At 67.8% G+C, this 13,651-nt stretch carries 13 protein-coding genes; 8 read left to right on the forward strand and 5 right to left on the reverse strand.

Annotated features, from left to right (window positions below; genetic code table 11):
• The first annotated feature begins 14 nt into the window (after positions 1-14).
• On the forward strand, positions 15-1,559 hold the full coding sequence (locus GPX89_RS40720) for an ATP-dependent DNA ligase (protein WP_328602887.1): 1,545 nt from the start codon (positions 15-17) through the stop codon (positions 1,557-1,559).
• A gap of 255 nt (positions 1,560-1,814) precedes the next feature.
• On the opposite strand, the gene GPX89_RS40725 is transcribed toward GPX89_RS40720, so the two are convergent.
• Positions 1,815-2,255 carry a DUF4254 domain-containing protein gene (locus GPX89_RS40725; protein ID WP_407939566.1) on the reverse strand — a complete coding sequence of 147 codons (441 nt, stop codon included), beginning with the start codon at positions 2,253-2,255 and terminating at the stop codon, positions 1,815-1,817.
• Positions 2,256-2,371: 116 nt separating this feature from the next.
• Between GPX89_RS40725 and GPX89_RS40730 the strand changes: the two genes are divergently transcribed.
• The 6 genes from GPX89_RS40730 to GPX89_RS40755 all read left to right on the forward strand — a co-directional run bounded on the left by GPX89_RS40730 (position 2,372) and on the right by GPX89_RS40755 (position 7,448).
• Positions 2,372-3,304: a hexose kinase gene (locus GPX89_RS40730; RefSeq protein WP_328602888.1), complete on the forward strand. Its 933-nt coding sequence runs from the start codon at positions 2,372-2,374 to the stop codon at positions 3,302-3,304.
• Positions 3,305-3,399: 95 nt separating this feature from the next.
• Positions 3,400-3,810: a hypothetical protein gene (locus tag GPX89_RS40735; RefSeq protein WP_157393134.1), complete on the forward strand. Its 411-nt coding sequence runs from the start codon at positions 3,400-3,402 to the stop codon at positions 3,808-3,810.
• A gap of 87 nt (positions 3,811-3,897) precedes the next feature.
• The gene (locus GPX89_RS40740; protein ID WP_157393135.1) at positions 3,898-4,701 is read left to right on the forward strand and encodes an ABC transporter ATP-binding protein; all 804 of its coding nucleotides are present in this window, start codon (positions 3,898-3,900) and stop codon (positions 4,699-4,701) included.
• A gap of 11 nt (positions 4,702-4,712) precedes the next feature.
• Positions 4,713-5,468 (forward strand): ABC transporter permease, encoded by a 756-nt coding sequence (locus GPX89_RS40745; RefSeq protein WP_157393136.1) that lies wholly within the window; start codon positions 4,713-4,715, stop codon positions 5,466-5,468.
• Positions 5,468-6,271, forward strand: a complete 804-nt coding sequence (locus tag GPX89_RS40750; RefSeq protein ID WP_157393137.1) for an ABC transporter permease — start codon at positions 5,468-5,470, stop codon at positions 6,269-6,271. The genes GPX89_RS40745 and GPX89_RS40750 overlap by 1 nt, the downstream gene beginning before the upstream one ends.
• Positions 6,272-6,350: 79 nt before the next feature.
• Positions 6,351-7,448 (forward strand): ABC transporter substrate-binding protein, encoded by a 1,098-nt coding sequence (locus GPX89_RS40755; protein WP_157393138.1) that lies wholly within the window; start codon positions 6,351-6,353, stop codon positions 7,446-7,448.
• A gap of 16 nt (positions 7,449-7,464) precedes the next feature.
• On the opposite strand, the gene GPX89_RS40760 is transcribed toward GPX89_RS40755, so the two are convergent.
• The 4 genes from GPX89_RS40760 to GPX89_RS40775 form a co-directional block, all read right to left on the reverse strand.
• Entirely contained in the window at positions 7,465-8,490 is a 1,026-nt protein-coding gene (locus tag GPX89_RS40760) for an XdhC family protein (RefSeq protein ID WP_157393139.1), read from the reverse strand.
• Positions 8,491-8,503: 13 nt separating this feature from the next.
• Positions 8,504-9,415 carry a nucleotidyltransferase family protein gene (locus tag GPX89_RS40765; RefSeq protein ID WP_157393140.1) on the reverse strand — a complete coding sequence of 304 codons (912 nt, stop codon included), beginning with the start codon at positions 9,413-9,415 and terminating at the stop codon, positions 8,504-8,506.
• A gap of 36 nt (positions 9,416-9,451) precedes the next feature.
• The gene (locus GPX89_RS40770; RefSeq protein WP_157393141.1) at positions 9,452-12,205 is read right to left on the reverse strand and encodes a tetratricopeptide repeat protein; all 2,754 of its coding nucleotides are present in this window, start codon (positions 12,203-12,205) and stop codon (positions 9,452-9,454) included.
• Positions 12,206-12,366: 161 nt separating this feature from the next.
• Positions 12,367-13,032, reverse strand: coding sequence for a hypothetical protein (locus GPX89_RS40775; protein ID WP_157393142.1), 666 nt, complete (start codon positions 13,030-13,032; stop codon positions 12,367-12,369).
• Positions 13,033-13,244: 212 nt separating this feature from the next.
• Between GPX89_RS40775 and GPX89_RS40780 the strand changes: the two genes are divergently transcribed.
• Complete coding sequence (locus tag GPX89_RS40780; protein WP_157393143.1) at positions 13,245-13,580, forward strand: hypothetical protein; 336 nt, start codon at positions 13,245-13,247, stop codon at positions 13,578-13,580.
• Positions 13,581-13,651: the final 71 nt, after the last annotated feature.

Here is a 13,651-nt window from a genome sequence, read left to right on the forward strand (position 1 = left end):
GCTACGGTCGACACGTGCTCTTGTCCGATGTGGTTGAGGCGTCACGGGATGTGCGGGCGACATCGTCGCGGAAAAACAAGATCAATGTCTTTGCCGAGCTGCTGAAAAGGGCCGCGCCGCAGGAATTGGCGCAGGTCGTGGCGTGGCTGTCCGGTGACTTGCCGCAGGGCCGGATCGGGACCGGGTGGCGCACGCTGACCACCCTCGAGGTCGAGTCCGCCGCCGAACCCACGCTGTCGGTGGCGGCGGTGGACGACGCCTTCTCCGAACTCGCGGGGGTCGGCGGCAGCGGTTCGACCGCGCGCCGCCAGGAATTGCTGACCGCCCTGTTCGCCCGCACCACCAAGGCCGAACACGACTTCCTGATCCGATTGCTGACCGGCGAGATGCGCCAGGGCGCGCTCACCGCCATCGTCGCCGAGGCGGTCGCGCTGGCCTTCGACGTGCCGATCGCGGCGGTTCGCCGGGCGCACATGCTGTCCGGGCGGCTGCCGGTCACCGCGGTCGCGGCCCGCACCGGCGGCGTGGCGGCGCTGGCGGCCTTCCGCCTCGAGGTGGGCCGTCCGATTCAGCCCATGCTGGCCTCGCCCGGCGCGAGTCTGGACGAGGCGCTGGCCGAATTCGGCGGGGAGGCCACCGTCGAGCACAAGATGGACGGCGCGCGAATTCAGGTGCATCGCGACGGCGACCGAGTGTGGATCTTCACCCGCACGCTGCGCGATATCACCGCGAGCGTGCCCGAATTGGTGGATCTGGTGCGGAATCTGGACTGCACCAGCGTCGTCCTCGACGGAGAAACCCTGGCGCTGAACGACTCCGGCCGTCCCCGTCCCTTCCAGGAGACCATGAGCCGCTTCGGCGCGGCCACCGCCCAGGAACTGCTGCTGCACCCGTACTTCTTCGACTGCCTGCACCTCGACGGCGCGGACCTGCTCGACGCGCCGCTGCGCGAGCGGCGCGCCGCCCTCACCAAGGTGGCGTGCGGCCTGAGCATTCCGGCCCTCATCGCCCCCGATCCCGAAACCGCCGCCGAATACTTCGACGGCGCACTGGCCGCGGGCCACGAGGGCATCATGATCAAGTCGCTCGACGCCCCCTATGCCGCGGGCCGCCGCGGGCGTTCCTGGCAGAAGATCAAACCCACCCACACCCTGGACCTGCTGGTGCTGGGCGCGGAATGGGGCTACGGCCGCCGCACCGGCTACCTGTCCAACCTCCACCTCGGCGCGCGCGATCCCGAGGGCGGCGAGCCGATCATGGTCGGCAAGACCTTCAAGGGCCTCACGGACGCGCTACTGCAATGGCAGACAGCCGAATTCCCGCGTCACGAGCGCGAACGCGACGCGACCACGGTCTACCTGCACCCCGAACTGGTGGTCGAGATCGCCCTCGACGGCGTCCAGGCCAGCCCCCGCTACCCCGGCGGCGCGGCTCTGCGTTTCGCCCGCGTGGTGCGCTACCGCCCCGACAAGGAACCGCATCAGGCCGACACCATCGACACCATCCGCGCCCTGTTACCCGAGGGCATCCGGCTCACAGACGATTCACAGCTGGAATAAGGCGCGCTCCGAGCTTCGGGCGACATGATTCAGAGGTCGACGTTCGACCGGACGGTTGTCAGGTGACGAGTCGCAGGAACTGCCACCGCACTCCCACGCGGATTCCCTGCGAACTCGTGCCGCCCGCTCGAAATCGACGGTGGATTGCGCATGGTCCACCCTTGTGGCCGGTGGTGCCCCGCCCCCTCGCCGGGCACCGCCGGCCGCGGTCAAGATTCGTGCCGGTCTCGAATCACGATTCGTGCCGATCTCGAATCACGATTCATAGTCGTGCGTGCCCATCAGGTTCGGCAGCCGCCGGCGCCCCGCGGCCAGTTCACCGGCTAGATCCTCGTAGGCGATGGCCAATTCGGTGAGCCGCTGGGCGGCATCGTGCATGGCGTCGTCCGGCGACATGGCCAGGGTCAGGTAGGCCAGCGCCGAGAACTGGGCCAGCCGATCCACCACCGTCCCCACGGTCTCGGTGTGCAGGTGTGCGTCGCGCGCGGCCTTGGGGAGTTCGGCCGCCACCCAGCTGTCGATGTCGTGCACCAGCCGCGCCCGGTCGTGGTCGATCCGGTCGGTGCCTCTGGCACTGGTCAGCCGCCGTTCGTGCAGGTCCGCGAGTAAGCCGGCGCAGCGCAGCACCGGATGATCGTCAGGGGGCAGGCCGCGGCAGGCCTGCAGCAGCAGGTGTTTCGGCGGAAGCGGATGCACGGGCGACATATTGCCCCTTGAATATCGCGGAATTGCAACGACATTCGGTGCCACATTGTGTTCCCGGGGTTGCATCCGGTGCCGTGACGTGCAGAGATGGGGAGGTGATCGTCACCGTGACCATGAATCCCGCCTACGACATGACCTACCGGGTCGAGCATTTCGAGCGGGGACGGGCACAACGGGTGCGCTCGGTGGATCAACGACTCGGCGGACGCGGCATCAATGTCACCCGGGTGCTGAACCAGCTCGGCAAATACGCGCGCGCCACCGGATTCTCCGACCACTCCTTCGCGGCCGCCGCCGAACTCGAGATGCCGGTGGATTTCGTGCACGCGCTGCCGTGGGTGCGGCGCACGGTGGTGATCAGCGAATCCGACGACGGCACCGCCACCGCGCTCTGGGAGCCCGGGCCGCGGGTGACCGAACCGCATGCCGTCGACCAGCTTCGGGTGCGGGTCGCGGGACTGCTCTCGGACATGAGCGGCCTGGTCATCGCGGGTTCGCTGCCCGGCGGCGTGAGCGCGGGCCTGCCCGCCGAGCTGGCGCGCGCCGCCATCGCCGCGGGCGTGCCCACCATTTGCGATTTCGACGGTCAGGCGCTGGAATTGGCGGCCGGCGTGCCGGGGGTGGTGCTCACCCCCAATGTCGATGAGCTGGAACGGCTCACCGGCCGCCCGGCCGGCACCATCCCGGAGATCCTCGCCTGCGTGGAGCCGTTGATCGCCGATGGCGTGGGCGCGGTGGTGGTGACCCGCGGTGGTGCGGGCATGGTCGCGGTCACCCCGACCCGCGCCTGGACGGCCGCGCTGCCGAAACCGCTGGCGGGCAATCCCACCGGCGCGGGGGACGCCGCGGTGGCGGCCATCGTGGCCGCGCTCGCCGCGGAATCCGCGCCGGACTGGCCGGCCCTGCTGGTCGACGCGGTGGCCACTTCGGCTGCCGCCGTGGTCATTCCGGTCGCGGGGGAGATCGACCGGGTACTGCGCGACCGCCTGCTGCCCACGGTGCAGGTCCGCGAACTCGAATCCGTCGCCGTCAGGCCGTGAGTATCGCGGCGCCGCCGCCCGGGGTAGCTGTGAACTGAGCCGCGCGGCGGCGTGGTTGGCGGCCTTAGGGGGTGATGCGGGGCTAGGTTGGGGGAGTGTCCGACCTAGATACTCAGCCCGATCCGGGGTCGGGTGTGGGCGACAGATATCGGATGCCGCGGGTGGTACGCGCGGCACAGGTACTCGCGCTGGGGATGGCCGGACTGGGGATCGTGTGCGTGGCCTCGTCGGCGTGGCTGTTCGGGGCGCGGGCGGCGATACCGACCGTGGTGCCCTTCGTCCCCGCATTCCTGCTCGGACTGGTCGCGCTGACCTTCAACTCCGAGGGCCAATCGGTGCGGATCGGGGCGATTCTGGTCTCCGTCATGAACATGCTGTGGACCGTGCCGTCCATCACCGAGGGTCGCCCACCTGGTCCGCTGGGGCCGTTGGTGTCGCTGGCGGTGATCATTCTGCTGTTCCGCAAGGAAGCCCGGGACTGGTTCGAACCACCCGCCTGGTGGTAACAATCCACTCGCCTCGCGGTAACAATGGCGAAATCTGGTCTGCCGATTCGCAATCTGCGTGCAATTCCCGGCCCTTACCGTTGCCCTATGAGTTCGGAAGTCGCCGCGGGAACGGGCATTCACATCAGCGGGCTGAGCAAGACCTTCCGCGCCGGGCGGCGCACGGTGCAGGCGCTCGACGCGGTCGATCTGCACACCGCCCAGGGCGCGTTCCTCTCGCTGCTCGGGCCGTCGGGTTGTGGCAAGTCCACCATCCTGCGCATTCTCGCGGATCTGGAGAAACCGTCGGAGGGCACCGCGAAGATCAACGGTGAGACCCCCGCCGAGCTGCGGCGGCGGCACGAGTTCGGGATCGCCTTCCAGGATTCGGCGCTGTTGCCCTGGCGCAGTGTCGAATCCAATATCAAGCTGCCGCTGCAGGTCGCGGGCCTGCCCGCCGACAAGGAGCTGGTCGCCGATCTGATCCGCCTGGTCGGCCTGGAGGGTTTCGAGAAGGCCAAGCCCGCACAGCTCTCCGGCGGTATGCGGCAACGGGTTTCGATCGCCCGCGCGCTGGTGGTCAAGCCGACCGTGCTGCTGCTGGACGAGCCCTTCGGCGCGCTCGACGACATGACCCGCCAGCGGCTGAACCTGGAACTGCTGCGCATCTGGACCGAGAAACCCGCCACCACCCTGATGGTCACGCACGGCATCAGCGAGGCGGTGTTCCTCTCCGACGTGGTGGCCGTCATGAGCCCGCACCCGGGCCGAATCGTCGAGGTCGTGAACATCGACCTGCCCCGGCCGCGCACACCCGAGATGATGCGCTCCCCGGAGTTCCACAAGCTGCACGACTATCTGTTGGAGCTGCTGTTCGGGCGCAGCGGACACGGCGGGGTGGCGTCGGAATGAACTGGGGCGCAATGAGATTCTGGACCACCCGACTAGGCGGCTTGGTGGGCATCGCGGCTCTGCTGGTCATCTGGACCGTGCTGGCCGAACTGCGGATCGCGGGCGGCACCATCCCCAGCCCGTGGAATGTCGTGCACACCATGTACTCCGACGGGTGGGCGCTGTACGGCCCGAACTTCCGGGTCACGGCCTGGGGCGCGCTGCAGGGGTTCGCATGGGGCAATGCCCTGGCCATCGCGCTCGCGGTGCTGGTGGTGCTGATCCCGCCGATCGAAATGCTGGTCACCCAGCTGGCCATCCTCAGCTACTGCACGCCGTTGCTGGCCTTGGGGCCGATCATCCTGGTGGTGTTCGGCGGTCGCACGCCGACGGTGTTCCTGGCGGCCATGTACTGCTTCTTCACCACCATGGTGGGGACCGTGACCGGCCTGCGGTCGGCCGATCGCACCAGCCTGGACCTGGTGCGGGCCTATGGCGGCGGCCGGTGGGAGCGGCTGCGGCGGGTGCAGTTGATCGCGGCGCTGCCGAATACGCTGGCCGCGTTGAAGATCGCCGCGCCCTCGGCGGTGCTGGGCGCGATCATCGGTGAATACCTGGGTGGCGTGGACAGCGGCATCGGCGTGGCGTTGACGGCCGCGCAGACCGCCTACAACGTGCCGCGCACCTGGGGCATGGCGCTGGCCGCGGCCGCGCTGGCGGGGCTCGGCTACGCCGTGGTCGCGCTGGTGGCGCGGGTGGCGGTGCCGTGGACGCGAGCGGAGGCGTGATGAAAACCTTGAACCTGTTGCGCCCGATCGGGAAATTCCTTTTGCCGCTGTTGGTTTCGCTGATCCTGCTGGTGGCGCTGTGGTACGGCTTCCTGAAGCTCTACCCGCAGGTCGGGCTGGTCGGCAAGAGCCCGGGCGACGTCTGGAAGTACCTGGTGACCGGTCCGACCTCGGACACCGCCCGCCGGGTGATCTTCGACGAAATGCGGATCACGTTGCGGGACGCGCTCATCGGCTTCGGTTCCGGGCTGGGGGCGGCGCTGGTGGTGGCCGCGGCGTTCATCGGCATTCCGGCGGTGGCGCAGGCGTTCATGCCGGTGGCCATGCTGCTGCGGTCGGTGCCGCTGGTGGCCATCACGCCGATCATCGTGCTGGTCTTCGGGCGCGGGCTGCTGGGCGTCACCGTGATGGCGGCCATCGTGGTGTTCTTCCCGGCCCTGGTGATGATCATGACCGGGTTGCGTTCGGCACCGCGCCAGGCGACCGAACTGGTGGTGGCGTACGGCGGTTCGAACTGGACCGCCATGCGTATGGTGGCGATTCCCGCCGCGCTGCCGTCGGTGTTCGCGGCGGCCCGAATCTCGGTGCCGGGCGCGCTGATCGGCGCGTTGCTCGGCGAATGGCTGGGCAGTGGAACCGGATTGGGGGCGGGATTGATCCGCGCGATCCCCACCTTCCAGTACAACCGGCTGTGGGCCTCGATCGCGCTGGTGACGGTGGTGTCGGTGTTCGCCTACGCCGTCGTCGGCGTGCTGGAGAACCTGGTGCTCGCGCGATTCGCGCCGCAGCAGAGCAGGGAATGAGACCAGTAGTTAACATGCCGCACACATATACCTGCGGAAAAGCAAAATATTCGAAATCGAAACCGCCTACATTTCCCGCATGAGTGGTTTGTTCCGGCCGGGTCCGGCCTCGCAGTTGTCCATGGGTCGGCGATCCTTCTTCCGCTATGCGGGATTGGCGGGTGTGGCCGCCGGTGGCGCGGGTGTGCTGGCCGCCTGCGGTTCGAGTTCGTCGGGCGGCGGAAACGGCAGCAGTGCCGACGGTTCCAAGTACGGCACGGTGGCCGTCCAGCTGTCCTGGCTCAAGAACATCGAATTCGCCGGTGAGTACTTCGCCGACTCCAAGGGCTATTACAAGGACGCGGGATTCGGGTCGGTGAACCTGATCGCGGGCGGCGCGGCCAGCACGTCGGTGGAGGCCGGACTGGGCACCGGCAAGATCTGGATCGGCATGTCCGCGCCGCAGACCACCGCGCCCGCCGTCCTGGAGGGGCTGTCCGCCAAGATCGTCGGCACCACGTATCAGAAGAATCCCTTCTGCATCGTGAGCAGTGCGAAGAAGCCCATCGTCAATCCGCAGGACATGAAGGGCCGCAAGATCGGTGTGCAGGACACCAACCAGCTCATCTTCAACGCCCTGCTGACCGCCAACGGCATGTCGCCCAGCGATGTCACCATCGTGCCCGCGCAGTTCGACCCCACCCCGCTGGCCAACGGTGAGGTGGACGGCTGGGTCAGCTATGCCACCAACGAGCCGATCACGCTGGCGTCCAAGGGATTCCAGAATGTGAACTTCCTGTTCGCCGACTACGGGCTGCCGCTGGTGGCGGAGACGCTGACGGTGAGCCAGAAGACCATCGACTCCGAGCGCGAGAAGCTGAAGGCGTTCCTGATGGCCGAGGTCAAGGGCTGGAAGGACGCCGTCGCCAGCGCGGACGAGTCGGCGCGGCTGGCCGTCGAGGTGTACGGCAAGGACCAGCGGCTGGAACAGAAGGAACAGACCATGGAGGCGGCGGCGCAGAACGGGCTGGTGGTCTCGGCCGACACCAAGGCCAACGGGCTGTTCACCATGACCGATGATCTGATCGCGCAGAACATCGCCGCACTGGGCAAGGCCAAGATCGACATCAAGGCGAACCAGCTGTTCGACCTGTCGGTGCTCAAGGAGGTCTTCGCCGAGCACCCGGAACTGAAGTGACCGGAACCGAAGTGGCTCAGCGCACCAGTTGCACGTGCCGCTTGCCCTGACCCGGCGAGGCGGACAGCGGCTCGGCCGAGGTCCCGTTGCGCACCGCCAGCAGTTCGGCGGCGATCGCGACGGCGGTCTCGGCCGGGGTGCGCGCGCCGACATCGAGTCCGGCGGGGGAGTGCAGGCGGGCCAGGATGTCGTCGCTGAAACCGCCCGCTTGCAGCGCCTCCAGTCGATGCGCGTGAGAAGCCGAGGTACCGAGCGCGGCCAGGTACCCCAGCTCGGGTAGTCGCAAAGCCACGGTGAGCAGCGGGATTTCGAACTTCGGGTCGTGCGAGAGCACCACCATCGCGGTGTTGGAGTCGATCTCGCCCGCCGAGGCCAGGGTGTTCAGGTAGCGGTGCGGCCAGTCGACCACCACCTCGCAGCCCGGGTAGGCCGCGGCATTGGCGAAGGTCGGGCGGGCGTCGACGATGGTCACCCGGTAGCCGAGCAGCTTGGCCTGAGTGGCCAGCGCGCCCGCGAAGGTGTTGGCCCCCACCAGGATCAGGTGCGGCGGCCGCGCGAACGAGGACACGAAGACGTCCGAGTCCGGCAGCGACACCAGTTCGGTGCCGTGCTTGCGGTCGGTGATCAGGTGCTGCCCGATCACGTCCGGGTCCGAATGCCACACCACGGTGAAGACGGTCACCTGTCGCTGGGCCGCGACATCGGCTGCCACATCGGGGAATTCGGGGAAATGCCGGCGCGAGAACGGCTCGGTGAACACATCCAGCGTCCCGACGCAGTCCATCTGCGCGTCCAGTCCGCTGCCCGGCCCGAACCGGTGCAGCCCGCGCCGCCCGGTCTGCGCGGACTCCATGGCCGCCTCGTAGGCGGCGGCCTCCGCACAGCCCGCCGAGATCGACCCGAAGGCCCGTCCGTCGGCATCCACCACCATGGCCGAGCCCACCGGCACCGGCGTAGCGCCTTGCGTCCGAACGAGAGTGGCCAACCCGCCGGTTCGCCCGCTGTGCCACACCCGAAGTAGGTCGTCGACGATTTCCCGCATCACACGCTCCCGATCACAGTGCGCCATCCGCCGGATGATCCCGATCGATCCCCGTAGCGAGGTCATCGCACGTGACGCACACCATATCCGCTCGTTGCCTCAAATAAATGCCCGCCCCCGAATTTCCGTCCGCGCTCGCGCGCACCCCCGCCCAGTGCTCCCGCCCCAGCACCACCGGATGCCCCGGCGTCGTCCCGAAGAACGCCCGCGCCAACCGACTCTCACTCGCCCGCGCCGCCGCGATCACCCGGGCCACCACCTCGGGGCCGACATCCGGCGTATCCACCGGCATGATCGCCACGAACGCAGCGGGCGCACGCTCGCCGTCCATCACGCCCGCACCGTCCGCCGCGAGTCCGGTTTCGCCGCAGAGGATCTCGGCCCCGTCCCGCCCCCGGCCATCGGATCCGTCCGCGCCCGCGCTCGCTCCGGCCGGGTGCGCCGAGCCCGGCATCGTGGAACTCCGCACGAGGGAAGTCTCCGTGTCGGAATTCCGCACAGCAGTCTTCCGCATGTCGAAAATCCTCGGTGCGGTGGGCTGATATGCCGCATGACCGGCTGTTTCCTCCATCCCGAGGCCGTGCGTGCGGCCCGCGGGGACGCTGATGCCGGGTGCTGCTGCCGCCGCCAACCCCGCACGCATGGAGGCGCTCACGCCGATCTCCCACTCGGCGGTCCACACCGGGCGAACGTCCGCGGGCAGCGCGATGCCCGCGGACTCCGACACCATCCAGCGCCCATCGGCCGCCCGCCGCGCCGGCCCGGTTGCCCCGAGCACCACGAAGATTCGCTCGCACCCACCCGCCCGCAACGCCGTCACCGCCGTACGCAGCCAAGCACCGCCCTCGGCCAGCACCTTCGGCATCCCATAACGCCGCCCGGCACCGGCCGCGAGCACAATGCCGTCGCAGCGTTCAGGGTTCACGCGAGCAGGGTAATCCCGCCCGCCCGCCTTCGCTGATCAAGCGACTGTTAGGGATTGCTCGTCGGGTCGTCGCCCAGCCGGCGAGGCAACCGAACCCGGGGCATCCATACCGAATTCGTGCAGCTCCCTCTGGACCTCATCGAAGAGCATCACATCGATCGGCTCGTACATTGCCAGCGCCTTGCTCAGGCATTCGCGGGCATGCTCGGCGTCATTGGTCAGCAGGGCGAGGTGGCCCAGCGCTCTCCAAGCGTCGGCTTGGCCGTGCGAATCGTCGGTCTGCTCGGCGAGCGTCAACGAGTCGCTGTAGCGGAGATGGGCGGAGGCGTGCTCACCTCTTTCGCGATGGATGTGCCCCATACCGCGAATCGTGTCGACCTCCAGCCAGGTGTCGTGAAGTTCGGTGGCGATCGTTCTGGCACGTTCGAGCTTCTCCCAAGCCGCCGCGAACATCTCCTGCTCTCGGTCGAGAATGGCCAGCCCCCACAGCGCCCATCCCTCGCCGTATCGATCTCCGATCTGCAGCGCCATGCCCAACGCCTGGATGTAGAGACGGTGGCTGGACTCCGATCTCTTCTCGATTCGTTCGAGGTGGCCGTAATTTCGCAGCGCGTCGCATTCCAGTAGCGGATCGCCCAACGCTCGCGCGAGTTCGAGTACCTGCAGGGACTCGGCGAGCGCAATGTCGAAAAGGCCCTGGTGGCGGCAGACTTCGGCGTGATAGCCGAGAATACTGGCGACTCTGGCCGAATCGCCGATTTCCGTTGCGATATCGAGCGCAGATTCGAACCACCGCGCGGCGCCCGCGTAGTCACAGACCGACCGCAGCACATTCGCCAGGCCGTACATGGCATCGCCCGCACCGACCCGATCGTCCAGGTTCGTGTTGATCAGATGTGCGAGCTCGAACATCTCCCTGGCGTCAGCCCAATATCCGAGTGCGGAAAGCTGAGTTCCGACCAGCAGTGCCAGGGCCGCGGTATCGGCGTCGAGTGCGGCGATTCGAATGCAGGCGAGCAAGGAGTCGTGCTCGTCGACCAACCAGTCACGAGCGCGGGCCACCGCCGGGCGGCGACTCGGTTGTCGTTGCGGTGGAAGGCCTTTGTTCGCGCCGAATGGGCGTGCCGGTTGCGGCGGCTCGATCTCGAGCGCCTCGCCCAGATAGTGCCGCAGCAATCGGCCGATCACGGCGGCATGCTCGGCCGATGTGCCCAGGGCATCGGCGAGGCTGCGTGCGTACAGGCGGGACAGATCGTGAATCCGGTATCGCAGTCGACCGGGACGGCCGGTGACCGGATCGAGCCAACCACCCTCGAACAACTGCCGCAGTTGTACCGCCGGATCCGGCATATTCCATTCCGGGTCCAGCATGGCCGCCAAAGTCTCGGCCGAGATGGCGGAACCAGGGAACCAGCCGAGCAGCCGCAGCGTGCGCTGGGCGGCTTCGTCCGGCAGTTCCCGGTACGAGAGATCCAATGCCGCCCGCACGGATTCGTCCTCGGCTGCGAACTGGTCGAGGATGCGATTCGCCGCCCCGCTGCCAGCGGGATCCGTCGCCAGGTGTCCGGCCAGCCGCTCGGCCTGACTGGCGAAATCGCCCGCGATCGCGGTCAGCATGCCCGGGCCGTGATGAGCGAGCTGTCCTGCCAGCAGCCGAATCGGCAGGGGCAACCCGCCCGAGGTGCGCAGTATTCGATGTACGGCATCGGTGTCGTAGCCGGGACCGAGATTGCCGAGCGTGACGAGCAGCTCCTCGGCCTCCGCCAATTCCATCGGCTCCAAATGCAATCGGCGTACTCCGACCAATCCGGTCAGTGGCCGGCGGCTGGTGACCACTACGAAACAGCCGGCTGACTGCGGCAGCAGCGGCCGGACCTGTCTGCTGTCCAAGGCGTTGTCCAGCACGATCAGCATCCGGCGACGGCCCGCCTCCCAACGCCAGCGCTCCGCGTAGCGGGCCTGCCCGCCTGGAATGGTCGCCGGTTTGACATCGAGCTCCACGAGCAACTGCTCCAGGGCATGCTCGGCGCGACGTGGAACGCATTCCCGATCGTGGCCGTGCAGGTCCAGCCAGACCACGCCATCCGGGAAGCGGTCCGCGAACTCCTGTACGGCTTGGCGGGCGATCGTCGTCTTGCCCACCCCTGCCAGTCCGGTGATCACCAGCGTGCCACGCTCGCCCCGGGAATGGTCGTCGATCGCGCCGCGCAACTCGGCCATCGCCGCCTTGCGGCCAACGAAAGGCACACCCTCGCTTGGGAGAAGGGCAATGGCGCTGCGGGTGGCGAGTCCGGATCGGCTTTGTTTCACCGCGGCCCGATACGCGGCCTGGTCGGCCGTGGACAGCTCCTTCAGGTCGTCGATGTCCACCAGCCGATCCCACGTGGTGTTATAGATGGTGGCCAGGATCGTGAGTGATCGGACGGTCGGCCTCGCCCGTCGCTTGCCCGTGGGGCTGAGCTCGGGCCAGGATTCGAACTCGGAGATACGCGGTGCCTTCATGCCGCCGTCGGTCTTCGTGCCGTTGTCCGTCGAGATCCGGTTGAACTCCTCGGCAACTTGATTCTGGTTGAGGCGATTCGCGAGCCGCCAGGCTTTACGTGGCCGACAGCCGCGTCGGATGAGCTCTGTCGCAAGAGGTTCCAGTAGCTCACGGTCGGCGAGTCCGACGTCGCCGAGCAACGCGGTCAGCCATCGCAGCGCGTCCTCGCCGACACCGCCGGGGTCCGATCCACCACAACCCGGGCCGGAAACTCGCTCACGGACGGAATTGTGATTGTGTGTCACCATCAGATCCTCCCTACCGGTCGCGTTGTAAACTCCCGCGTCCGGCACCTATCTCATTGGTAGGCAATGGCTTTCACTGATGCAAGGACATCACGAGCATCCTCGATTTCGATACGGTGCCGGTATCGGGCCGTGTATATGTCGTTGCCGAACGGCGATCCGGATCAGCAGCCGAAACCGAGGCGGCGGAGGTCTTCCTGAATCCGATCGGGGAGAGGGACGGATTCGCGTGCCTCCGGCAGCAGGGCCCGCACCTGCTTGGAGTCGAGCGCGTTGTCGAACACGATGAGCGAGCGCCGATCCCGCATCTCGTGCCGCCAGCGCGCGGACCGTCCCGAGACGTCGTTGCGGATGGTCTCCGGGGCCACCCAGCGCGCCAGCGCCGTGGTGCGCCGCGACACCACCGCCCGGTAGGCGGCGACCTCCGCGCTGGGCATCTGCGCGAGATCGGCGGTGTCCACCAATCGATCCCAACTGGTCCTATAGATGGCCGCGAGATTCTTCAGCACCTCCAGGGTGGGTCGCGGATGCATGCGTCCGGTCCCCCGGGGCACCGGCCACGACTCGTACTCCGAGATCCGCGCCGCCTTCATGGGCGCGTTCGGCTTCCCCGTCAGCCGGTTGAACTCGGCCGCGACCTGCTGCTGCGTGAATTCGTTCGCCAGACGCCAGGACTTGCGCGGCCGGCAGCCCCGGAACCGCAGCTCGGCGACCAGTGGTTCCAGCAACTCGTTCTCCCGCAACCCGATACCGAGCAGCACCCCGCGCAGCTCTTCGCGGGCCTCCGCCTTGACCTCATCGGTATCCCCGTTCCCCCTGCTCTGCCGCATGCCACGGAACCTTCCCCCGAAGTTGTGAACATTTCCTTGGTACCGCGCATATTTCACCTGGTCAAGGACGCGTGATGCGCCAAGAATTCGCGAAACGCCATGGGATCGAACGGCGCTCGCCTCTTCGCGATCATTGAGAGACCAGCACGGGCGCGGGGGACGGGTCCGCGATCGAGAGAAGGATCTGATCAATGGTGCAGGATTCGAATTGGATGATTACCTCGGACGTAGCACACGAGGTAGCCTTCCGCATCGATGTACCGGAGGAACATCGCGGCCGGTGGGTACTCAGCTATCTGCCCACCTACCGGCGGCTGACTCGCGAGCAGGCAATGGCCGGCGTGGTGCTGGCCGAGATGATCCTGATCGGATTACTCCGCCCCCGAGGCGAATTCGACGAGGAGGTCGCCGCCCTGCACGCGGAAATGCTCGGCCTCAGCGTCACCGACGCCATGTGCCTGCTGGCACTACGCCAAAGCGGCCGCGACCGCCACCCCGACCAGGAGGGTGAATCGGTCCGATCGGCATCGCGGCGAGCGCTGCGCTGACCGACGGACGCGGGCGGGCGCTGAGGATCGGAGGGGGTTCCTCAGCGTCCGCACCTCAGCTCGGTCCGGCA

Origin of the sequence: Nocardia terrae (assembly GCF_009760405.1) — a bacterium.
Taxonomy (GTDB): domain Bacteria; phylum Actinomycetota; class Actinomycetes; order Mycobacteriales; family Mycobacteriaceae; genus Nocardia; species Nocardia terrae.